A 22,651-nucleotide genomic window follows, 5' to 3' on the forward strand; every position below is an offset into this window, starting at 1 on the left:
ATAAAAAGCGAGGTGAGCCAGCGTGTACCCCCTGATCTTTCTCCCCATTGGCTTCGGACTACTCAGCTATCTGTTGAAAGAACGGCGCAGCTGGTACCTCGGGCATGTGCTACTCCTCGTGGAGATCCTTCTGTCCCTAAGACTCCTTCGCCAGGTCTTGGTGGAGGGTCCCATTATCAAGGTCGTGGGCTACCACCCCACCTTCGTGGGAATCAGTCTCAAGGTCAATGTGGCCATGGCCTCCCTGGCCCTCATGGGTGCCGTCCTCTGGTTCTTCGCCCGGCTCTATGGGGAGAAGGAGGGGCGTAAGGACGAGAAATTCGAGGTCTTCTTCAACATGCTGCGTGGGGCCTACTACGCCTTTCTTTTTAGCTACGATCTGTTCAACCTCTTCGTACTCTTTGAGCTCATGAGCCTATCGGCCACGGTGCTGATCGTCTACAAGAAAGATGGCTACGCCCTGCGCAGTGGACTCTATTACCTGATGTACAACGCCCTGGCCATGATTTTCTTCCTCATGGGGACCATGATTCTATATTACAATGTGGGGAGTCTGAACTTTGCAGACGTGGTCGCACTAGACGACAACCTGACGCTGACCTTTGCCAAGGCCCTGATCATGGGCGCCTTTGCCGTGAAATCCCTCTTCTTCCCCGTGATCAACTGGGCTCATGGCGCCGCGCCTGAATCCATCGCCATGCTCCTCTCTGGTGTCATCATGAAAACGGGGCTTATCGGTTTCATCAAGGTCCTCGGTGTCATCGACAGTTCCCTCTTCTACACCTTTGGCATGGTCGTGGGGATCGTGACCCTGGCTTCGGGGATCCTGTTCGCCACGAGCCAGCGTGACATCAAGATGCTCCTGGCTTTCAGTACCACGGCGCACACGGGGTATGTGCTCCTCGGCGTCGTCTCCGGCGGCATCGCCCACACGGCGGGTCTTCTCTACATCGGGCACCACGCCCTGTTCAAGAGTTTGCTCTTTCTCGTGGCCGGCGCGCTGGTGACCGCCTATAACACGCGGCGGATCGATGCGATCCGCGGGGTCTTGCGCACCTATCCGGATATCGCCTTGGCCCTGATCCTGGGGATCCTCTCCATGGCTTCCTTCCCGCTCTCGGGAACCTACCTGGTCAAGTCGCTCATCCTGGAGGCAGCCCATCCCTGGGCGCGTCCCTTGATCCACCTGGCCGGAGCGCTGGGGCTCGTTTACATGCTACGTTTCGCTAGCGTTCTGCTGGGCGAGAAGCGAAAACACCGGTTGGCGATTCCACGGGAGAAAAGGTTGGCCATTTACGGTCTGTCCGCGCTCCTCGTGGTCCTGCAGCTGGTCCAGATGCTATGGACGGCCCCCTTCGGTTTTCCCGCCTATACCATCGAACTGTCCACCTGGCTCACCTTTGCCGGCTACCTGGCGATTGCCCTCCCCCTTTATCTTCTTTTCGTACGCAAAGAGCACCCTGTGCTCTGGCGGCTCCGACACTTCCGCCTGGGTTTTGACCGGGCAGCGGTACTGATGACCAGCCTGATTCTCTTCACCCTGTTGTTGACGCGCTGATCTCTCCCGGCGAGGGAGAAGATCGGCGTTTTTTCATGGTCATTCCATGGTATACTAGTAGGAAAATGGAGGTGGCCTAAGTGAAAATTCTGCAATTTAACCCAAGCTGTGATGTAGTGATCGGAAGGGATCTCCTCTCCGATGTGCTTTTATATTTACGCGACTACGACCGCGCCGTGCTCATCACCGATGAGGGGGTGGCGGCTCATCACCTGGCACCGCTGGTCGATCGCTTCGCCGACCAAGAGATGCCGCTGCTTCCCATCGTGCTACCGTCGGGTGAGGGAACGAAATCCTTCTCCAGACTCGAGGAACTGATGCACCGCTTTGCCTCGGAGAATCTGACCAAGCAAGATGTGGTCATCGCCTTCGGTGGTGGTGTGGTTTCGGACTTGGCCGGTTTAGCCGCTGCGGTGTACAAGAGGGGCATTGACCATGTGGTGATCCCCACGACGCTCCTTTCTCAACTGGACGCTTCTCTCGGTGGAAAGACGGCCATCAACCTGCCCGCGGGCAAGAACCTCGTGGGCGTGATCCATCACCCCAAGCGGGTTTTCGCAGACCTAGCCTATCTGGATACCCTAGCGGAGAAAGAGAAGCGAAACGGCATCGGTGAACTGGTGAAGCATGGGCTGCTCGATGACCAGGATCTGCTGGGTGACCTGGAGTCGGCGGCCACCATCGAGGATCTTTTCACCGAGGAGATCGTGCACGCGAGCCTGGTGGTCAAACGGAAGTTTGTCCACGATTTGGATCTTTCCCGAGATGTTCTCAACTTCGGTCACACCCTGGGCCATGCCATCGAAGCGGTAACAGGATACGGTCCCATCGGCCACGGGGAAGCCGTGATGCAGGGGATGGTGCTGATGCTTCTGATGACGGGAAAAGAAGAACTGGCAAAGCGGGTCCAGGTCCTATCCGAACGTTTTGGGTTCCCGGACTTTGTTCTGCCGTCCGATCGCGAGGCTTTTTTCGATGCGCTGATGCAGGATAAGAAACGACACGGCTACCTGATGGATGTCATCGTGCTCGATGCGCTGGGCTCTCCCCGCGTGGAGGCCGTGGCACTCGATGTGTTGACCGACCGTGTGGAGGGGCTCTTTGCACGTATGGAAGCGGGGGACGCACCATGGCGATGAACCTCGGTCACATCCTGACGCTCTCGCTTTTTGGCGAGTCCCACGGGCCTGCCATCGGGGTGGTCGTCGACGGCTTGCCCCCGGGGCAGGTTTATGATGCGGCCTACACTGCCCACCAGCTGACGCGGAGAAAACCCGGCGCTAGCTCCCTGGCCACGCCCCGAAAGGAAGCGGACGAGGTGGAGATCCTGAGCGGTCTTAAAGATGGCGTGTTCACGGGGGCGCCGCTGGCGGCGGTAATCCGGAACACCGATCAGAAGAGCCGGGATTACAGTGAGCTCGAGCGCCTGCTCCGCCCCTCACACGCCGACTACCCGGCCTGGCAAAAGTACGGGGAGGCCTTCGATGTGCGTGGCGGCGGACGCTTCTCCGGTCGCCTCACGGCACCGCTGGTCTTCGCGGGTAGCCTGGCGCGCAAGTTGCTCCTTGCCGAGGGGATCGAGATCCACACCCACCTCTACCGGGTGGGACCGCATACAGAAGACACACCGACGGATCTTGAAGGTCTGCGTAGCCTCGATGATCTGGAGATACCCATGGTGGCCCAAGACAAGCAAGAAGCAGTGAGACGCTACATAGAAGGGCTGAAGACCTCGGGTGACAGCACGGGTGCTGCGGTCCGCACTGTGGTGACAGGTTTGCCGGCCGGTGTGGGGGAACCGCACTTCGACACCCTGGAGGGAGAGCTCGCAAAGGCCCTTTTTGCCATCGGTGGAATCAAGGCAGTGTCCTTCGGTCTCGGCGAAGGCTTTGGTGAGGCCGTGGGTAGCGAGGTGAACGATGGTTACGCCCTGCAGTCGGGCAAGGTGGTGACCACCACCAACCACAACGGTGGTGCCCTGGGTGGTATGACCACGGGGATGCCGGTGGTCTTCTCGGTGACCTTCAAACCGACGCCCTCGATTGCCAAGGACCAGCAGACGGTGGACCGCATGGCCAGGGAGGAGACGACCCTGTCCCTCGGCGGTAGACACGACCCCATCATCGCCCTCAGGGGCCGTGTGGTGGTGGAGAACCTGACGGCCTTCGTCTTGTACGATCTGCTCGGGCGCGCCGGCAAGCTGGCATATTAATTTTTTATTTCGTTGAGCCGCCGGCCTACTCACCGGCGGTTTTTTGATACAATAGAAACAGAATAGAGAAAATGAGGTGTGTGAGGAATGAATTCCGTACTGACGGTACTGAGCAACATCCGGATCTTCGATGTGATCGACATCTTGATCGTTGCCTTTGTCTTCTACAAGATTTACATGATGATCCAGTCCACCCGTGCGGTCCAGCTCGTCAAGGGGCTTGTGATCCTGATGATCGTCTCCAAGCTCTCCGAGTGGGCCAAGCTCTACGTGGTGAACTACATACTGAGGAACACCTTCACGTTGGGTTTGGTGGCCATGCTCATCATCTTCCAGCCAGAGCTGAGAAAGGCGCTGGAGTACATCGGTCGGTCTAAGTTCATGTCCAAGTCCATGAACGACCTGATCGCCGAGGAGCGTCGCGAGGATATTGCCCAGCTGGTGGAGGCCATCGGGACCATGAGCCGCAAGAAGATCGGTGCCCTGGTGGTGATCGAGCAGGATACGGGGATCAACGATATCATCAATACAGGGACCCGGCTCGAGGCCAAGATTACAGCCCAGTTACTGCTCAATGTGTTTTTCCCCAACTCCCCCATGCACGACGGCGCCGTGGTCATCCGCGACCGTCAGGTCATGGCGGCGGGTTGTCTCTTACCCCTGTCGCAAAACCTGACAATCTCCAAGGACCTGGGGACCCGGCACCGGGCGGCCCTCGGTCTGGTGGAATCCTCCGATGCCCTGGTGATCGTGGTCAGTGAAGAGACCGGCGGGATCTCCCTGGCCAAGGATGGCAAACTGCGTCGTTACCTGGACGGTCAGACGCTGAAGAACCTCTTGAACGAGAGCCTTCTCTCCGATGAACCCTCAGGATTTTTCAAAAAAAGGTGGCGTGTGAAGAATGACTGATCTGTTCAAATGGTTGCGCGGGCGGCTTGCCGGCTCGCGCCTGTCGAAAAATACCATGCCCAAGCTCTTCGCGCTGCTTTTCGCCGTGATCTTTTGGCTGTATGTGATGGACCAGGTGAACCCGGTGATGACCATTTCCGTGGACAATGTGCCGGTGAACCTGATCAACGTTGAGGACGTCGAGCGGCGCGGTCTGGTGATCATGGACAACAAGGACTTTTTCGTCGACCTGCGGGTACAGGGTCGTCGCAACGACCTCTATACCGTGAGTCCCGATGACTTCAGCCTCGTGGCCGACCTGCGCGGTTACGAGAAGGGGACCCACACGGTGCCCATCGAGGCCACCTCCAACCGCGAGATGGTGGAGATCGCCTCGCGTTCGGTTTCGGAGATCAAGATCTTTCTCGACCGGATGATCTCCGAGTCGAAACCCGTTGAAGTATACACATCGGGCGATCTGTCAGAAGGGTACCGGATCGGGAGCACCCAGCTTGATCCAGAGGCCATTACCGTGACGGGTCCGGAGACCATTGTGAACCAGGTGCGCCGGATCTCGGGCACGGTCCAGGTAACCGGAAAGACCCTGGGGATCTCCGAGCCGGTGGCCGTCATGCCCAGGGATGCCGATGGTGAGGTGGTCAGCGGCGTGACGCTGTCGGCCAATAGCGTCCGCGTGCAAATTCCCGTCAACAAGGAAAAAGAAGTGCCCGTTCGCGTGGATCTCGTGGGTGAGGTCCCCGAGGGTTACCGTCTCACCGATGTGATCGTCCGGCCCGAGCGCGTCGTGGTCAGTGGTCTGGAGACCAGCGTGGACGGTCTGAACGAAGTGCTCACCGTGCCCGTGGATCTGACGGATCTGACGGCCAGCTTCTCGGAAGAAATCAGCTTCAATCTACCGGAGCGCATCCGCACGCCTTATCTCGAGACCACGCCGGAGATCGAACTGCGCATCGAACCGGTGGAGGCGATTACCTACGACTTCCGCTATGAAGATATCACCATCGACAACCGACCGCCTGGTCTGGAGATTGCCTACGGCGCTACAGAGCGCTACCTGAGCATCACCGTGGAGGATGTGCCCTCGGTGCTCGAGACGATCGAGGCCGGGGACTTCGAACCCTTTGTCGACGCGTCGCGCGTCACGGAGGCGGGGGTCCACGAGCTGAAGGTTTACCTTCGGGAGACACCTACTGCCGAGCGGATCGCCTTCGAACCGGCGACCATCGCTCTGAACTTCGTCGATCCCACGGCAAGCGAAGAGGAGGAGGGTGAAGCGGTTGAATAGAGAGCGGCCGATGAAACGGGAGATCCAGAAGATCCTGAACGCCACCCACGATGCGATGATCGCCGTGGATACCGATGGGATCATCACCCTCTTCAACGCGGCGGCCTCTAGACTCACCAAGATCCCGTCGGAAGAGGCGGTGGGCAAGCCGGTGGACGATGTCATCGACACCACGCGGCTACCCTTGATCCTTCAGACCGGCGTATCGGAGCTCAACCAGCAGCAGCCCCTCGGGGACATCACCATCGTGACCAACCGGATGCCGGTTCTCGACGACGATGGTCAGGTCATCGGGGCCATCGCGGTCTTTCGCGACATCACCGAGGTCCTGGACCTGGCGGGCGAGCTCACCGACGTCAAGGAGACCAAGAGTCTTCTAGAGGCTGTCTTCCAGGCCACCCAGGATGCCATCAGCGTGGTGGATGAAAAGGGCTTCGGCATCCTGATCAACCGCGCCTACACAAAGCTCACGGGTTATACGGAGGGTGACGTGATCGGCAAGCACTGTACCGTGGACCTGGCCGAGGGCGAGAGCGTACACCTCAAGGTGATCGAGTCGAAGAAACCCGTTACGGGGGCCAACCTGAAGGTGGGGCCGGCCAAGCGGGATGTGGTGGTGGATGCCGCGCCGATTCTGGTAGGCGGCAAGCTTCGCGGGAGCGTGGCCGTGATCCGCGACCTCACGGAAATCAACCGTCTCTTGAACGAGCTCGACCAGGCCAAGGCCATCATCCGGAACCTAGAGGCCAAGTACACCTTCGATGATATCCGCGGCAGGAGCCCGATCATCATCAATGCCATCGAGAAGGCCCGGATGGCCGCAGCCACACCGGCCACGGTCATCCTGCGGGGAGAGAGCGGCACGGGCAAGGAGCTCTTCGCCCACGCCATCCACAACGCTTCGGCGCGTAAGTACAACCGTTTTATCCGGGTCAACTGCGCTGCCATCGCCGAGAGTCTCCTGGAATCGGAGCTCTTCGGTTATGAGGAGGGGGCCTTCACCGGCGCCTCCAAGGGGGGCAAGCGCGGTCTCTTCGAACAGGCCAACGGTGGCACCCTCTTTCTCGACGAGATCGGGGAGATCAACATGAGCACCCAGGCGAAGCTGCTGCGCGTACTGCAGGAGAAGGAGATCACGCGTGTGGGCGGATCGACCACGATCCCCGTGGACGTGCGGATCCTGTCGGCGACGAATCTCGATCTCGAACGGGCGGTAAAGGAGGGGTCTTTTCGACAGGATCTCTATTACCGGTTGAACGTGGTGCCGATCAGCATCCCCCCGCTCAGGGAGCGTAAGGAAGATCTCGATGAACTGGTGGGTTACCTCGTGTCCAAGTACAACCAGGAGTACGGTCGCAGTGTGGAGGGCGTCTCGCCCAAGGCCATGCTCATGATCCGCGCCTACGACTGGCCGGGCAACATCCGGGAGCTGGAGAACTTCATCGGACGGACCATGATCAACATGAAGATGGCCGAGACGATGGTGCGTCCGGACCACCTGCCGAATCTCGAGGAGATGAAGCAGACTAAGGAGCAGGTACTGTTCGATGTCTACGATGGCCTCCATCCCTCGCTCACCCTGAAGAGCGTGACAGAACATGTGGAGAAGACCCATATCGAGCGGGTGCTGGGGCTAAACGAAGGAAATCGCGAGCAGACGGCCAAGGATCTGGGGATCTCCCTGCGGAGTCTTTACTACAAAATGAAAAAGATGGACATTACCGAGTGAAAGAGATTGCACTTGATTTTTCCATAGTGCATGATATTGCACGCAAGTATTTGCAAAATCGACGTGGCAACGTTTTCCAAAAGGGCCCCCAGGGGTCCTTTTTCCTATGTTCCTGGAAGTTGGCACCGTCCTTGCACCTATAGAGGACGACTATGTATGGAGGTGGATGACCCTTGTCAAAGAAATTTGTACTTGCGATCAACCCGGGCTCGACGTCGACCAAGGTGGCGCTTTTTTTAGGAATGGAGAACGCCCTGCAGACTAACCTTGATCACGAGGCGGAGGCCCTCTCGCATTTTGAGAAGATCACCGATCAGTATGATTACCGCAAAGAGATGATCCTGGACTGGCTCGAGAAGGCCGATTACAGTGTGTCCGATCTCGAGGCTGTCGTGGGACGCGGCGGACTGCTGCGGCCGATGCCCAGTGGGACCTACCACGTGACGGATCCGATGATCGCCGATCTCAAGGTGGGCATCCAGGGCGAGCACGCTTCGAACCTGGGTGGTATCCTGGCGAAATCCATCGCCGAGATGGCGGGGATCCCGTCGTATATCGTGGATCCCGTGGCCGTAGATGAGTTTGAAGACGTGGCCAGGATCAGCGGGATGCCGGACATCGAGCGAAGGAGCCTGCTCCACGCCCTGAACGTGCGAGCCACCTCGATCGGCCTGGCCGATGAGATGGGACGCGATCTGTCGGATATGAACCTGGTGGTCGCCCACCTGGGCGGTGGGATCAGTGTCGTGCCCCTGAAAAAGGGCAAGATGGTGGATGCCAACAACGCCAATGAGATGGGTCCTTTCAGTCCCGAGCGCGTCGGCGGCCTGCCCGTGGGCGATATCGTAAAGATGTGCTACTCCGGTGACTACACCATGAAGACGCTCAAGCCTAAGCTCCGCGGTCGCGGCGGTCTGGTGGCCTACCTGGCCACCAACGATGCCCGCGAAGTGTTAAGGCGGATTGAGGCCGGCGATGACGAGGCGAAGGGTGTTTTCGAAGCCATGGGCTATCAGATCGCCAAAGAGATCGGGGCCATGGCCACGGTACTCGGCGGAAAGGTCGACGGCATCATCCTGACCGGCGGTGTGGCTTACTCAGCCTACTTGACCACTTATATTGAAGAGCGTGTGTCCTTCATCGCACCGGTCTACGTTAGACCGGGTGAAGATGAGATGAAAGCCCTGAACGAGGGGACCCGTCGGGTGCTCGATGGGAAGGAAGCGGCAAAAGTATACGAAGACGAGGTGTTGTAAATGATCACAAGTTTCGATCAAATATTAACCGTAGCAAAGGAAAAGGGACCCAAGCGCATCGCCATCGCGGCAGCGCACGATCCCGATGCGCTGGCGGCCTACAAGGTGGCCATGGAAGCGGGGATCGTCACCGGCGCCCTGGTGGGTGATGGGGAGAAGATCCGTAGCCTAGCCGAAGAGATCGGTCTCGATCTGTCCACGAGCGAGGTAGTCGATCTGCCCGATATGGCCGAGGCTTCGGCCAAGGCGGTGACCCTGGTGTCATCGGGCGAAGCGGATATCGTCATGAAGGGTCTCGTGGATACCTCGATCATCCTGAAGGCCGTGCTCAACAAGGAAACGGGACTGAGGACGGGGAACGTGCTCAGCCACGTGGCCGTTTTCGATGTGCCGACCTACCACAAGATCTTGATGGTGACCGACGCGGCGATGAACATCGCGCCTAGCCTGGAGCAGAAGGCACAGATTATCGAGAATGCCTTGGACGTTGCCAAGGGTCTGGCGATCGATCTGCCTAATGTAGGCGTTATCTGTGCCAAGGAAAAGGTGAACCCCAAGATGCCGGCGACGGTCGATGCGGGCGAACTGGTCCAGATGGTGACAGAAGGCAAGATCAACGGCTGTAACGTCGGTGGTCCCTTTGCCCTGGACAATGCCATCAACAAGGAAGCGGCGAAGACCAAGGGGATCAAGGATCCCATGGCCGGCGACGTGGACATTCTGCTTATGGACGATATCGAGTCCGGCAACGTGCTCTACAAGGCACTGAGCTTCCTGGCGGGGGCCAAGTCTGCGGGCGTGATCGTAGGGGCCACAGCACCTGTGGTGCTGACGAGCCGTGCAGATTCTGACGAAACGAAACTGAATTCCATTGCGCTGGGCGTGCTCATGAGCGCGGCAGCGAATCAATAAGGGGGAAAAGCAGCGTGAAAACCTATCGCATCCTGGCGATCAACCCGGGCTCTACGTCCACGAAGATCGCTATCTACGATAATGACAAAGAGGTCTTCGAGACCACGCTCCGTCACCCGGCGGAGAAGATCAACAGTTACGACAAGATCTACGATCAATACGATTTTCGCAAGGAAGTCATCCTGAACACGCTATCAGAAAAAGAGATCAATCTGCAGAAACTCGACGCCGTGGTCGGCCGTGGCGGACTGCTCAAGCCCATCGCAGGTGGTACCTATGCGGTGACGGAAAAGATGGTGGAGGATCTCAAGGTGGGTGTGCTCGGAGAGCACGCGTCGAACTTGGGCGGCATCCTTGCCAACGAGATCGCCGGTAGCCTGAACATCCCTTCCTTCATCGTGGACCCCGTTGTGGTCGATGAGATGCAGGATGTGGCCCGGATCTCCGGTATGCCCGAGATCAAGCGCGTCAGTATTTTCCACGCGCTGAACCAAAAGGCCGTGGCACGACGTGCGGCCAAGGACATGGACAAGGCCTATGCGGATACGAACATCATCGTGGCGCACCTGGGTGGTGGCGTCAGCGTTGGCGCCCACGAAAAGGGTCGCGTGATCGATGTGAACAACGCCCTTGACGGCGAGGGTCCCTTCAGCCCCGAGCGATCCGGCGGACTGCCCGTGGGCGACCTGGCAAAGCTCTGCTTCTCCGGCAAGTACACACTTTCCGAGATCAAAAAGCGCATCAAGGGTCAGGGTGGTCTGGTGGCCTACCTCGGAACCAACGACGGCCGAGAGGTCACGCGCATGATCGAGGATGGCGATGAGCAGGCGCTGCTCGTTTACCGAGCGTTGGCCTATCAAGTGGCCAAGGAGATCGGCTCCTGTGCCACGGTGCTGAAGGGCAAGATCGATGCGATCGTGCTCACCGGGGGTCTCGCCTATGACGAGCGCCTGGTGGAATGGATCAAAGAAGGCGTGGCCTTCATGGGTGACGTGATCGTCTACCCGGGAGAAGACGAGATGACGGCCCTGGCAGAGGGTGGTCTCCGTGTGCTCACCGGTGAAGAAGAAGCCCAGGTGTATTAGATGCTCAATGATAACCGTATCCGCGTGATCATCGGCCACTACGGGAGCGGCAAGACGGAGTTTGCCGTGAACTACGCCCTGAAGCTGGCCGCTTCGGGGCAAAAGGTGGCCCTGGCGGATCTCGATATCGTCAACCCCTACTTCCGTTCGCGGGAGAAGGCCGACATGCTGGAGGACCAGGGCATCAAAGTGATCAGTGGTGCCTTCGGCCACAAGGCCAATCTGGATATCCCCATGGTGGCCGCCGGGGTCCAGGGGCCCCTGCAGGATGAGACCACCCAGGTGATCCTGGATGTGGGTGGCGATTCCGTGGGCGCCCGAGTCCTGGCGCGTTACCGCCAGTACTTCAGGCCCGGTGCATACGATATGTTCTGTGTGATCAACACCCACCGGGAGCAGACGGCCACGGCGGAGGGTGCCATCCGGCACATCCGGGACATCGAGGCCACGGCGGGTGCACGTGTGACGGGACTGATCAACAACACCCACATGCTCAGGAACACCAGCACCGAGGACGTGATGGCAGGCCAGCGCGTCGTGGACGAGGTCTCCAAGGCCACGGGCATTCCCGTGCGCTACGTCTCGGCCATCGAGAGCGTCATCGCCGAGCTTCCGTCGGATCTATCGGGTGAGCTTTTCGGCCTGAAGATGTATATGCGAGAGGACTGGATGTAAGGGAGAGCGTCTTTTCTCCCTTGATCATATAAATTGTTTTGATGCGTTCAACCATAAAAGAGGAGGGTTTGATGTGGCAAAAGCCAAAGGGAAGGTAACATTCGAACAGGATCGCTGTAAGGGCTGTGAGCTCTGTACGACAGTGTGTCCCGTGAACATCGTGGTGATGGACACCGACAAGATCAACGTGAAGGGGTACCACCCCGCAACGGTCAAGGAAATGGACAAGTGCATCGGGTGTACGAACTGTGCGACGATTTGTCCTGATTTAGTCATCACTGTCGAACGAGAAATGGTCTAGGACCGAGGAGGGATTGGCAAAATGGCAAAAATTTTGATGAAGGGAAATGAGGCAATCGGAGCGGCTGCGATCAAAGCGGGCTGTAGGTTTTTCTTCGGTTACCCCATCACACCTCAGAACGAAATACCCGAGTACATGTCGAGAGAGCTACCCAAGAACGAGGGGACCTTTGTACAGGCAGAATCTGAAGTAGCGGCCATCAGCATGGTCTACGGTGCTTCTGGCGCCGGTGCCCGCGTGATGACGAGTTCTTCTTCTCCCGGTATCGCGCTCAAGCAGGAGGGCATCAGCTACATCGCCGGTGCCGAGCTTCCCTGTGTCATCGTGAACATCGTCCGTGGTGGCCCTGGTCTGGGTGGTATCCAGCCGGCCCAGTCGGACTACAACCAGGTAACGCGCGGCGGCGGTAACGGGGACTACAAGATGCCCGTCTACGCTCCGGCCAACCTGCAGGAAATGGTCGATATCATGATGGAGTCTTTCGATATCGCCGACTACTACCGCAGCCCCGTGATGGTGGTGGGTGACGGTATGATCGGTCAGATGATGGAGCCCGTTGAGTTCAACGAGCCCAAGAAGCGCGATCTGCCCGATAAGGAATGGGCGACGACTACGAAGAAGGGTCAGCGCGGTCCGAATATCATCAACTCGCTTTTCCTCGATCCACAACTGCTGGAAGACCACAACAAGAAGCTTCAGAAGAAGTTCGCCGATATGACCGCAGACGAGGTGCGTTACGAGTCTTACAAGACAGAAGACGCGGAGATCGTGTTCGTGGCCTACGGTACAACAAGCCGAATCGCCAGAAACGCTGTCGAGGCGCTCAGAGAAGAGGGTATCAAAGCAGGTCTCGTACGACCCATTACCCTGTGGCCTTTCCCGAATAAGGCTTTTGACGAGCTGGGAGATTCAGTGAAGAATGTACTTTGCGTGGAGATGAGCGAAGGCCAGATGATCCAGGACGTGCGTCTTGCGCTCAACGGCCGTCTGCCGGTTGATTTCTACGGACGTTCCGGTGGTATGATCCCAGCTCCTGAGGCTGTGGTGGAAAAAGCGAAAGCATTGATCGGAGGTGCGAAGTAATGAAATTAGTATTTGAAAAGACAAACGGATTAACGGAAAAAGAAACGCACTTCTGCCCGGGTTGTACGCACGGGGTTGTGCACAGATTGGTCGGCGAGGTCCTCGAAGAGCTCGGCGAACTCGATAACACGGTGGGCGTATGCCCCGTAGGGTGTTCGGCCCTTTCCTACGATTACTTCAACGTGGATATGCACCAGGCGGCTCACGGTCGTGCGCCGGCGGTGGCCACGGGAATCAAGCGTACGCTTCCCAAAAGCACGGTCTTCACATACCAGGGTGATGGTGACCTCGCGTCCATCGGTACGGCCGAGATCATCCACGCGGCACACAGAAGTGAGAACATCACGACGATCTTCATCAACAACGCGATCTACGGGATGACAGGTGGCCAGATGGCGCCAACGACGCTGCTCGGTCAGCGTACGACGACGTCTCCCCTCGGTCGTACCAAGGAAGGCATGGGCGAGCCGCTTAAGGTTTCCGAGATGTTCGCAACGATCCCCGGTGCTTCTTACGTGACACGTGTGAGCGTTCACGATGCGGGTAACATCCGCAAGGCGAAAAAAGCGATCAAGGAAGCTTTCCAGTGCCAGCTCGACGGCAAGGGATTCGCCATGGTCGAAGTCCTTTCTACCTGCCCGACGAACTGGGGGATGACGCCTGTGGATTCGCTCAAGTGGTTGGCGGATAACATGATTCCTTACTACCCGCTGGGCAACTTCAGAAAGCCGGAAGAGGGGGAGAAGTAAGATGATCAATGAGAAAATTATTATCGCCGGATTCGGTGGACAGGGTGTCATGAGTATGGGTCAGCTGATCACCTACGCTGGGATGATCGAGGGCAAGCAGGTTTCATGGCTGCCTTCTTACGGTCCCGAGATGCGCGGTGGTACGGCGAACTGTAACGTGATGGTTTCCGAGAACATGATCGGTTCTCCAATCATCACGAACGATGCGACATGCGCTATCGTCATGAACCTTCCTTCTCTCGATAAGTTCGAGGCAGACGTGGCTGCAGGCGGCAAGGTGATCGTCAACTCTTCTCTGATCGAGAAGAAGGTCTCGCGCGATGACTTGGATGCATACTACGTCCCAGCAAATGAGATCGCAGTAGAGCTGGGTAATGCCAAAGTGGCTAACATGGTCATGCTGGGTGCTTACCTCAAGCTCGTGCATCCCGTGAAGACGGAGAGCATCGTCAAGGCCCTCGAGAAGGTTTTCGGTGCGTCCAAGGCACACCTCATCCCGCTCAACGAAGAAGCGCTCAAGCGCGGCGCAGATCTCGTCTAGGCACTCCTTCAAAACAAATGCTTCACCTACACTAACAAAAAGGCCGTCTCCACCGGAAGAGATTCCGGATGGAGGTGGCTTTTTGTTGTGTGTCTTCTCTTGTTACATGGTATAGTGAGGGTGAGGTGAGCAATGATGACGATCAAAAGAAAAGTATTCATGAGTATCACGCTGATTATCCTGTTGTCCTTCGGTGTCCTGTACATGTACGTGCTCGATAGCACGGAGAAAATGATCGCAGAGGAAGAACGGATGACGCACGAAAGCTACTTGGAGACCATGGACCAAGCTCTGGCAGATGAGTTTGCCACGGCTCGGATGGCCCTGTTACAGGTGGCAAATAACGAGGCGGTCATCGATGCCTTTGCCAGGCGGGATCGACAGGAGCTGATCGATCTGACACTGCCGGGGTACGAACCGATCCGGGATGAGATGGCCCAGTTCCAGTTCCACCTGCCGGATAGCACATCTTTTCTGCGCCTACATAGTTTGGAAAAACACGGGGATTCCCTGGCGGATTTCCGGATGACGGTGAACGAAGCCAACGAGCGGGAGACCGTGATCATGGGTCTTGAAGAGGGCCGTGGCGGTTATGGTTTTCGGGTGGTCATGCCCCTTTCCCAAAACGGAAGGCACCTGGGCACCGTGGAGTTTGGAAAATCCTTTAACGAGGTTTTTTTGGACAAACTGAAGAGAAACCTGAAGGGTGAGTTCTTCATCTATCCACTGACGGATTCTAGCGTCGCTTGGGATGCGTCGGAGCAAGCTTTCTTGGCCGGTACAGTAGAAGAAGACCCCATCCTTCTCGAGGAAGATGTCCGGTCTCTGATTGCATCGGGCGAGCGCTTGATCCGGAAATCCAACGATGGACGCTATGCCCTTTTGTTCCTGCCCTTTGAAGACTACTCCGGTAAGACCGTGGGTTTCATCAAGATGGTCCAAAATCGATCGGGGATCGTCGATCAGATGACGGATTTTCGAAATGGTTATCTGCTGTTTATCGGTGGTGCGCTTCTCGTGGCCCTATTGGTCATGGTCTATGTGGTGCGCTGGTCCCTCAAGGGTATTGGGACCTTGGCTGGTGCCGCGGAGGCCATGGGCAGTGGTGATCTGTCCAAGCCTGTTTATTATCCGCACCAGGACGAGCTCAAACAAGTGGCCGATAGTTTCGAGACCATGCGCGCAAAACTCAAGGACCTATTCGGTGAGCTGAACGCCATCGTGGATCAGACGAACGTGGCCAGCGCTGCGATTACTCAGGATGCCAAGGGCGTGGGAGAGACGTCCAAAGAGATGGCGGTGACCATAGAGGAGATGGCCCATGGGGCCACCCGTCAGGTGGAAGAAGCCTACGAAGGCCTGCAGACTTCTCACGAGCTCTCGGGACAGATTCGATCGGCTGTGGATCTTTCTCATGAAAGCGCTGATCAGACGCAAAGGATGCAGGAACGCACAACCGTAGGCATCGAGACGATCGATGAGCTGAAAGCGGCCTTCGGCAGGAACCGGGAAGCTTCCGAGACTGTGGCAAGCGGAGTCGGTGAACTGGCCCAGAAGAGCCAGGCGATTGGTACGATTGTAGAGACGATCAATGCGATTTCCGAACAGACCAACCTGCTGGCCCTCAACGCTTCGATTGAGGCGGCACGTGCCGGTGAGCACGGCAGGGGCTTTGCCGTGGTGGCAGAGGAAGTGAGAAAACTGGCGGAACAGAGCCATGGGGCCACAGAAGAAATCCGGAGGATCATCGGTGAGATCGGCGGAGGCATCGAGAAAACGGAAGCGGCCATGACAAAGAGCGGCGAAATCATCCGTGGTACCGATGCGACGCTAGATGAAACGGTGATGGCCTTCGAGGAGATCCGCAAGGCTGTGGAAGCCGTGTCGCTGAACATCCAAAAGACGGCCGATGTACTGACCACGGCCGATGGACACCGCGAAGCGGTCCTCGGAGCCATCGAGTCTATGTCCTCGGTGTCGGAAGAGTCCGCAGCCTCGACGGAGGAAATGAGCTCAGCAGCCCAGGAACAGGCCGATACCGTGGGTCGCGTGGTCGATCGAATCGCAGCGCTCAACGATCAGATCGGCGGACTGACGGCCCAGATGAGCCAGTTTAAAGTGGAGTAGCGTCCGTTAGCCTGTATACTGAAAAAGACAAAGCCATTTTCAGGGGGGAAGAGACCTTACCCCTGAAGATGGCTTTTTGAGTGTTTCGGTTATTCATTTTCAATTTCATTTTACAATCAAGCTACTTTGACATATACCGAGGTGCGGAGAAAAACACTTGACAAACCAAAAAAAAACCAACTAGAATAAGGTTATGAAAACGTTTCCTTGTTTTTTTAATGAGAATCGGTTGAACGTTCAACCTCGTGGGGTTGATTCTTTTGGTCCCTACGTTTAACGTTCAACTTACTGTTTAGCCACACGTTTAACGTTAAACCCAGCAGGAAAGGAGGGAAGGCAGTGTCTAAAGTCACGATCAAAGACATCGCTCGGGAGGTGGGCTTTTCGCCAACCACCGTATCCAATGTGATCAACGGCAGATACCAAAAGGTCTCGGCTGAAACCATACGTAAGATCGATCAGGCCATCGATGATTTGAAATATGTGCCGGACTTTTCTGCCAGAAGTTTGGTCTCGAAACGCTCGCGCATGATCGGCGTGATCATCCCGCAGACGGAATCACACCAACAGTTTTTACTGGAGAATCCCTTTTACTCGGAACTGGTGAGCGGAATCGAGCACCGGTTGCGTGAAAAGGGATACTACATGATGCTTTGCGGTGTCGATAAAGATACTACCTACTTGGATGTTCTTGTGAACTGGAACCTCGATGCCTTGATACTGCTCGGGATCTATGAAGAAGGACTCTACACGCAGCTCAAGGAAGTAAAGGTTCCAGTTCTCTTGATGGATAGTTATATTGAAGATGACTACTTTTATCACCTGCGGATTGACGATGAACTGGGAGGATACCTTGCCACCAAGCATTTGATTGACAAGGGTCATCGGGAAATCGCCATTGTATCCGGGGAGCTGAAAGCCGGTGGTGTGACCGAAAAAAGGGTTTTAGGCTTCAAACGAGCCTTGCTAGAGGCGAATGTTCCCTTTGATCCTTCGCGCTTGTACGAAGGATCCGTCAGCTACCAATGGGGTATCGAAGCTGCTCAGATGATCGCTGACCAGCCCGAGGTCACCGCCGTTTTCTGCAATGCGGATATGATTGCAGCGGGGATGATGTCCGGGCTTCAGGAACGGGGGATCCATGTGCCAGACCAGTTGAGCGTGATCGGATTTGATAATCTGTTCATCTCGGAAATGACTTTCCCAGCCCTGACCACGGTGGATCAGAACATATTTGAAAAGGGCGAGCGAGCGGCTCAAACGGCCTTGGAGATCATCGATCGAGAAGGGACGGCCGTCGATAGGATTCAGCTCATGCCGATTGCGATCATCGAGCGAAAGAGCGTGCGTACACGACAGGAAGAGGTCACCTGATGGTCGGTCATCATGGCATAGAAAAAGTGAAGACGCTCATTGTCTTTTTGCTCCCCAGCCTGATCGGTATGCTGGTTTTCGTGGTCAGCCCGATCGTCGCCTCTTTTGGTTTGAGTTTTACCCAGTGGGATTTGATCGGATCCATCGAGTGGGTAGGGTGGGCAAACTATCGCGAGGTGTGGTCCGATGAGACGATACGGGCCGCCTTTCTTCACACACTTCAGTTCATCGCGGGTTATCTACCCAGCGTGATGATCCTCGCGCTATCCCTTGCCCTGATGCTCAACCAGAAGCTAAAGGGTGTCGTGTTCTTTCGGGCACTTTACTTTCTACCGGTGGTCACCTCCTGGGTGGCCGTGTCCATGATCTGGAAGTGGCTCCTCAATCCCGAGTACGGGCTCATCAACCACTGGTTGTCATTGGTGGGGATCCAGGGTCCCGGGTGGTTGCTCGATCCCAGGTGGGCGATGATCGGTGTCATCATGACCTCGGTCTGGAAGGATATCGGTTTTGTCACCGTGATTTACTTAGCGGGTTTGCAGGAGATTCCCGAGCACCTTTATGAAGCGGCCGATATCGATGGCGTGAACCGCTGGCAAAAATTTCGCCACATCACCCTGCCGCTACTCTCCTCAACGACTTTCTTTGTGCTCACGATTTCTCTGATCAATTCCTTTCAAGTCTTCGATCAGGTGTGGATCATGACCGGCGGTGGACCAGCGGGCGCGACCAGCGTCATGATGGAGCAGATCTACAAAAATGCCTTCCGCTACTACCGGATGGGCTACGCATCGGCGATTTCATGGGCCCTGTTCCTGATCATATTCGGGGTCACTTTGATCCAGCTGGGTTTTCAGAAAAAAAAGGGGTTCGATCATGATGCGTGATAAAAGGCCTGTTGACTTGAAGAGAATCCTGGTTTACCTCCTCTTGAGCGCTGGCGCCTTGGTCATGATCCTGCCCTTTCTCTGGATGCTATCCACCTCTTTGAAGGATAGTGCGGCGACCTTCACGCTCCCTCCGCAGTGGGTTCCAGATTCACCTACCCTGAACAGTTACAAGCAGGCTTTTGAAACGGTGCCCCTGGGCAGGTTCTTTCTGAACAGTGTTCTCGTGGCCTTGGTCTCGACATTCTTTCAGGTGCTCATCTGTGCCATGGCAGGCTATGCCTTTGCCAGGATCCCTTTCAAGGGAAGGGAGCTCTTGTTTATCCTCTATCTGGCGACACTCATGGTGCCCCAGCAGGTCACCCTCACCCCCCTCTTTATCCTGATGACCCTCCTGGGGTGGGCGAACACCTACCAAGCCTTGATTTTACCGGGTATCTTCAGCGCCTTCGGTACCTTCTTGATGAGACAATTTTTCCTGGGCATTCCCCGCTCTCTGGAGGAGGCGGCCTTCATCGACGGAGCGGGCTACGTGAGGGTCTTCTTCCAGATCATCATCCACCTGGCCAAACCCGCTATTGCTACACTGTGGATCTTTGCTTTCATGGCCAGTTGGAACAATTTCCTTTGGCCTTTGATCATCACGAGCGACACAGCACTCATGACATTGCCCTTAGGGCTCTCGACGCTCCAGGGTCGGTGGACCACCGAATGGAACGTACTGATGGCAGGCACACTGATCAGCATCCTACCGATGGTGCTGGTGTATGTGTTCACGCAAAAATATATCATCAAAGGGTTGACCCACACGGGTCTCAAGTAGGGAGGAAATACTATGAAAAAATGGTTGGCTATGCTTATGATGTCGGTGCTTCTCATAGGAAGTTTGAGTGGCTGTGCCACGGGTGCATCCGATGAAACGCCTGGGTCTGAAGAACCCGTCACGATCAAGTACATGACCTTTAGCGCTGCACCGGATCACATTGAAGATCTTGAAGCGATGATCGCCGCTTTTGAAGCGCAACACCCCAATATCCGCGTGACCTATGAGGCGGTGGGCTGGAACGATTATTTCACGAAACTCCAGACGCTGGTGGCCTCTGGAACAGCGCCCGATACGTTTGAGCTGAACTACGAGAACTTCGTTACCTATGCATCGAAAGAGGCGCTTTATGACATGGATACCTTGATCGCGGCAGATGACTCCTTCGATCCAGAGGTCTTCAATACGATGGCCCTAGAAGCCTTTACCCACGAGGGGAAACAGTACGGCCTGGTGGAGTCTTTCTCAAACGTGGTGCTCTTCTACAATAAAGACCTCTTCGACGCAGCGGACCTTGGTTATCCCGAGGCAGACTGGACTTGGGAGGACGAACTCGCAGCTGCCGAGAAGCTCACGGACACCGAAAAGGGCATCTGGGGAACCTACTCCCCCATTCAGTTTTGGGAATTCTACAAGACGATCGAGCAAAACGGGGGTCAGATCCTAACGGACGACAAAACAGAGGTCGTCATCGACTCCCCTCAGAACATCGAAACGCTGACTTGGATGATCGATAAGATCCAAAAGTACGGCGTGACACCGACAGACGCCCAGATGAGCGGTCAATCCGATGGCGATCTGTTCAAAAGCGGAAGAATCGGCATGCTGCGATCGGGCATCTGGATGTTCGACTCCTTTTCAGAAGCAGATTTTGCATGGGATATCGCCCTCGAACCGGGGAAGACCCAGAAGGCCCATCATTTCTTCTCTAACGGCGTGGCCATCTCAAAAGATACAGAGAACGCAGACGCTGCCTGGGAGTGGGTGAAGTTCTTCACTTCTCATCCGGAGGCCGTGGAACAACGCGTGGCATCGAGCTGGGAACTACCCGCTGTGAGCGATGAGGCGGTCCTCGAGGCCTACCTGACGCAAACACCTCCGGAAAGTCGGGAAGTGGTATTCCAGGCCCTTGATACTCTGGTGGTGCCACCGGTCATCGGAAACTGGAATCAGTTGACGGATGTAGTGGGCAAGGAACTCGACCTGGCGAAAATGGGCGAAAAAACGCCTGAAGAAGCCCTGAAAGATGCGAAGGTGCAACTGGAGAAATTACTTAATGATACGAAAAACTAAACCAAGGGCTGCCAATCGGCAGCCCTCTCTATCGAGAAAAGGAAGGATCAGATGAAAACCTATTATCCTACCGGTAACGCCTATGTGGCGCTTCCCACCATTGCGGAAGACGGTGCAGTGGAGAGCATGAACTATCTGTCTATGCGGGATCGTGGCATCATCGAGTGGACGGGTGAACCCTTCTTGAAGCCCTTTTTAACCGTAGAGGGTGAGCGGGTGCCCTTTGGAGACCTATCGTGGACGAGAGAGCACTACTGGATCCCCACCTTGGAGATGTCCCACGGGGATTTCGACATCCAGATTCAGTACGTGGCACCGATGGAGACCAAGGGCTGGTTTCTCCGGTGCAAGCTCCGGCAAAAACATGAAGCGGAGACCACCCTGCCGAGAGTGAGCGTGGGCGTCGAGGGTCATTTCGGACCGCTGCTGCACAGCATCAATGAATCCAAGCTCATAGAAGGCAGCCACCAAATCTACCGAAGTCTTTGGAACGAGGGCTGGGTCTTCGATTTTCGCACGGGCGTCACCATGAACAGTTTCGCTTTTATCACAGAGGGCGGTTTCACAGCCCAGCAGGTGGATCAAGAGTCGCGTCGGTACACCTTTGAAAAGCAGGTCCAGTGGGATGAGGGGCCGGTTGGACAAGAGGCGACGGTGGATCTTTTCATGGGCATCGGTTTTGAAGAGGTGGGCGCCACGACCCAGGCGATTCACATGCTGAGGGAAACGGGTGATCATCTGATCGAGCAGTTGAAGACATGGTTGGTGGACAGGGTGCAACCCCATGAGGACAGCCACCTGATGAGGCTATTGAACCTCAACCAATTTTTCAATTACTTTTATGCCACGGGCCTGACCCTGGACTCAGAAGAACGCGTGCTCTGTACATCCCGGAGCCCCCGTTACTACGTCAGCGCTGCCTACTGGGATCGGGATAGTTTGCTCTGGAGTTTTCCGGCCCTACTGACCACAGAACCGAGAACGGCTCGCGAGGCCCTCGATTATGTCTTCGGTCGACAGATCCGGAACATCGGCATCCACAGCCGTTACATCGATGGAACAGTGCTGGAGCCGGGTTTTGAGCTCGACGAACTCTGCTCTCCGCTACTGGCCATGGAAATGTACCTTGAGCGTACGGGTGACTGGGCCTATGTAGAAAGTCAAAAGGTGCAGAGTGGTGTGGCGCACATCGTGGAGCGGCTCATGGACTGGAAACACCCAGATGTCGATTTGTTCGGAACATTCCTGATGCCCACGGACGATATGCGAAAGTATCCCTATCTCACCTACAACAATGTGCTGGTCTGGCGTATGCTCGGCGGGCTTGAAAAACTGTATGCCTATTGGGGAAAAGAAGAAAAGGCCCTCTGGGCCCAAAGCCTGCGGGACAGGGTACGGGACGCGGTAAACGAGCATCTGACGATCGAAAGAGACGGCCAGCGTTTTTACGCATGGAGCGGCGATCTGGAGGGCAACCATGATTTTTACGATGAGCCCCCGGGGAGTCTATCGCTCTTATCCTATTATGGTTTCGTAGAGGCCGAGGACCCCATCTTTCAGAACACGCTCCGGCGTCTGTACCACGAAAGCTTCCCCCACTACTTTGCCGGCACGGCTTTTGAGGAGCTGGGGTGTTCTCATGCGGACCATCCTTGGGTCTTGGCCATCTGCAACAGTCTTTTGAACGGAAGAAAAGAGCAAGCCATGGATATGCTCCGTCGTACGGAGATGGACAATGGGATTGCCTGCGAGAGCATTGACGAAAACACAGGTGAATGGGTCACCGGTGCTCATTTTGCCACGTGCGCCGGGTTTTTGGTGCACGCATTGATGACAAGAGAAGGAAGGTGAT

Annotated in this window: 20 protein-coding genes; all 20 read left to right on the forward strand. The window is 56.2% G+C overall.

Annotation, left to right across the window (positions count from 1 at the left end; all coding sequences use genetic code 11):
• The first annotated feature begins 22 nt into the window (after window positions 1-22).
• The 20 genes from ACULM0_RS10790 (at window position 23) to ACULM0_RS10885 (ending at window position 22,650) form a co-directional block, all read left to right on the forward strand.
• Window positions 23-1,558 (forward strand): complex I subunit 5 family protein, encoded by a 1,536-nt coding sequence (locus ACULM0_RS10790; RefSeq protein WP_463677538.1) that lies wholly within the window; start codon window positions 23-25, stop codon window positions 1,556-1,558.
• An 80-nt stretch (window positions 1,559-1,638) separates the two neighbouring features.
• Entirely contained in the window at window positions 1,639-2,697 is a 1,059-nt protein-coding gene (locus ACULM0_RS10795) for a 3-dehydroquinate synthase (RefSeq protein ID WP_463677539.1), read from the forward strand.
• On the forward strand, window positions 2,688-3,770 hold the full coding sequence (gene aroC / locus ACULM0_RS10800; protein WP_463677540.1) for a chorismate synthase: 1,083 nt from the start codon (window positions 2,688-2,690) through the stop codon (window positions 3,768-3,770). The genes ACULM0_RS10795 and aroC overlap by 10 nt, the downstream gene beginning before the upstream one ends.
• Before the next feature lie 87 nt (window positions 3,771-3,857).
• A complete protein-coding gene (gene cdaA / locus ACULM0_RS10805; RefSeq protein WP_463677541.1) occupies window positions 3,858-4,679 on the forward strand; it encodes a diadenylate cyclase CdaA in 822 nt (273 codons plus the stop codon).
• Entirely contained in the window at window positions 4,672-5,964 is a 1,293-nt protein-coding gene (locus tag ACULM0_RS10810) for a CdaR family protein (RefSeq protein ID WP_463677542.1), read from the forward strand. The genes cdaA and ACULM0_RS10810 overlap by 8 nt, the downstream gene beginning before the upstream one ends.
• Window positions 5,957-7,693, forward strand: coding sequence for a sigma-54 interaction domain-containing protein (locus ACULM0_RS10815; RefSeq protein WP_463677543.1), 1,737 nt, complete (start codon window positions 5,957-5,959; stop codon window positions 7,691-7,693). Before ACULM0_RS10810 ends, ACULM0_RS10815 begins: the two co-directional genes overlap by 8 nt.
• A gap of 173 nt (window positions 7,694-7,866) precedes the next feature.
• Window positions 7,867-8,949, forward strand: a complete 1,083-nt coding sequence (buk, locus tag ACULM0_RS10820; RefSeq protein WP_463677544.1) for a butyrate kinase — start codon at window positions 7,867-7,869, stop codon at window positions 8,947-8,949.
• Window positions 8,950-9,861 carry a phosphate butyryltransferase gene (locus ACULM0_RS10825; RefSeq protein WP_463677545.1) on the forward strand — a complete coding sequence of 304 codons (912 nt, stop codon included), beginning with the start codon at window positions 8,950-8,952 and terminating at the stop codon, window positions 9,859-9,861.
• 14 nt (window positions 9,862-9,875) lie between these two features.
• A complete protein-coding gene (gene buk / locus ACULM0_RS10830; RefSeq protein WP_463677546.1) occupies window positions 9,876-10,946 on the forward strand; it encodes a butyrate kinase in 1,071 nt (356 codons plus the stop codon).
• Window positions 10,947-11,621 (forward strand): nucleotide-binding protein, encoded by a 675-nt coding sequence (locus tag ACULM0_RS10835; RefSeq protein ID WP_463677547.1) that lies wholly within the window; start codon window positions 10,947-10,949, stop codon window positions 11,619-11,621.
• Window positions 11,622-11,694: 73 nt separating this feature from the next.
• Complete coding sequence (locus ACULM0_RS10840) at window positions 11,695-11,922, forward strand: 4Fe-4S dicluster domain-containing protein (protein ID WP_463677548.1); 228 nt, start codon at window positions 11,695-11,697, stop codon at window positions 11,920-11,922.
• A gap of 21 nt (window positions 11,923-11,943) precedes the next feature.
• Window positions 11,944-13,005 (forward strand): 3-methyl-2-oxobutanoate dehydrogenase subunit VorB, encoded by a 1,062-nt coding sequence (locus ACULM0_RS10845; RefSeq protein ID WP_463677549.1) that lies wholly within the window; start codon window positions 11,944-11,946, stop codon window positions 13,003-13,005.
• Window positions 13,005-13,754 (forward strand): thiamine pyrophosphate-dependent enzyme, encoded by a 750-nt coding sequence (locus tag ACULM0_RS10850; protein ID WP_463677550.1) that lies wholly within the window; start codon window positions 13,005-13,007, stop codon window positions 13,752-13,754. Before ACULM0_RS10845 ends, ACULM0_RS10850 begins: the two co-directional genes overlap by 1 nt.
• Window position 13,755: 1 nt before the next feature.
• Window positions 13,756-14,295, forward strand: a complete 540-nt coding sequence (locus ACULM0_RS10855) for a 2-oxoacid:acceptor oxidoreductase family protein (protein WP_463677551.1) — start codon at window positions 13,756-13,758, stop codon at window positions 14,293-14,295.
• Window positions 14,296-14,427: 132 nt separating this feature from the next.
• The gene (locus tag ACULM0_RS10860; RefSeq protein WP_463677552.1) at window positions 14,428-16,422 is read left to right on the forward strand and encodes a methyl-accepting chemotaxis protein; all 1,995 of its coding nucleotides are present in this window, start codon (window positions 14,428-14,430) and stop codon (window positions 16,420-16,422) included.
• Between the two features lie 339 nt (window positions 16,423-16,761).
• A complete protein-coding gene (locus ACULM0_RS10865; RefSeq protein ID WP_463677553.1) occupies window positions 16,762-17,796 on the forward strand; it encodes a LacI family DNA-binding transcriptional regulator in 1,035 nt (344 codons plus the stop codon).
• A complete protein-coding gene (locus tag ACULM0_RS10870; protein WP_463677554.1) occupies window positions 17,796-18,683 on the forward strand; it encodes a carbohydrate ABC transporter permease in 888 nt (295 codons plus the stop codon). Before ACULM0_RS10865 ends, ACULM0_RS10870 begins: the two co-directional genes overlap by 1 nt.
• Window positions 18,673-19,506 (forward strand): carbohydrate ABC transporter permease, encoded by an 834-nt coding sequence (locus tag ACULM0_RS10875; protein ID WP_463677555.1) that lies wholly within the window; start codon window positions 18,673-18,675, stop codon window positions 19,504-19,506. The genes ACULM0_RS10870 and ACULM0_RS10875 overlap by 11 nt, the downstream gene beginning before the upstream one ends.
• A gap of 12 nt (window positions 19,507-19,518) precedes the next feature.
• A complete protein-coding gene (locus ACULM0_RS10880; protein ID WP_463677556.1) occupies window positions 19,519-20,799 on the forward strand; it encodes an ABC transporter substrate-binding protein in 1,281 nt (426 codons plus the stop codon).
• Window positions 20,800-20,850: 51 nt separating this feature from the next.
• Window positions 20,851-22,650, forward strand: coding sequence for a glycoside hydrolase family 125 protein (locus ACULM0_RS10885; protein WP_463677557.1), 1,800 nt, complete (start codon window positions 20,851-20,853; stop codon window positions 22,648-22,650).
• Window position 22,651 lies beyond the last annotated feature (1 nt).

This window comes from Halotolerantifilum yawarlongkerapense (assembly GCF_054506745.1).

What these genes read in the sequence shown, in the direction of transcription:
- aroC (WP_463677540.1), top strand. Translation starts at nt 2,688, where the DNA reads ATGGCGATGAACCTCGGTCACATCCTGACGCTCTCGCTTTTTGGCGAG.
- cdaA (WP_463677541.1), top strand. Translation starts at nt 3,858, where the DNA reads ATGAATTCCGTACTGACGGTACTGAGCAACATCCGGATCTTCGATGTG.
- ACULM0_RS10810 (WP_463677542.1), top strand. Translation starts at nt 4,672, where the DNA reads ATGACTGATCTGTTCAAATGGTTGCGCGGGCGGCTTGCCGGCTCGCGC.
- ACULM0_RS10825 (WP_463677545.1), top strand. Translation starts at nt 8,950, where the DNA reads ATGATCACAAGTTTCGATCAAATATTAACCGTAGCAAAGGAAAAGGGA.
- ACULM0_RS10835 (WP_463677547.1), top strand. Translation starts at nt 10,947, where the DNA reads ATGCTCAATGATAACCGTATCCGCGTGATCATCGGCCACTACGGGAGC.
- ACULM0_RS10845 (WP_463677549.1), top strand. Translation starts at nt 11,944, where the DNA reads ATGGCAAAAATTTTGATGAAGGGAAATGAGGCAATCGGAGCGGCTGCG.
- ACULM0_RS10850 (WP_463677550.1), top strand. Translation starts at nt 13,005, where the DNA reads ATGAAATTAGTATTTGAAAAGACAAACGGATTAACGGAAAAAGAAACG.
- ACULM0_RS10855 (WP_463677551.1), top strand. Translation starts at nt 13,756, where the DNA reads ATGATCAATGAGAAAATTATTATCGCCGGATTCGGTGGACAGGGTGTC.
- ACULM0_RS10860 (WP_463677552.1), top strand. Translation starts at nt 14,428, where the DNA reads ATGATGACGATCAAAAGAAAAGTATTCATGAGTATCACGCTGATTATC.
- ACULM0_RS10870 (WP_463677554.1), top strand. Translation starts at nt 17,796, where the DNA reads ATGGTCGGTCATCATGGCATAGAAAAAGTGAAGACGCTCATTGTCTTT.
- ACULM0_RS10875 (WP_463677555.1), top strand. Translation starts at nt 18,673, where the DNA reads ATGATGCGTGATAAAAGGCCTGTTGACTTGAAGAGAATCCTGGTTTAC.
- ACULM0_RS10880 (WP_463677556.1), top strand. Translation starts at nt 19,519, where the DNA reads ATGAAAAAATGGTTGGCTATGCTTATGATGTCGGTGCTTCTCATAGGA.
- ACULM0_RS10885 (WP_463677557.1), top strand. Translation starts at nt 20,851, where the DNA reads ATGAAAACCTATTATCCTACCGGTAACGCCTATGTGGCGCTTCCCACC.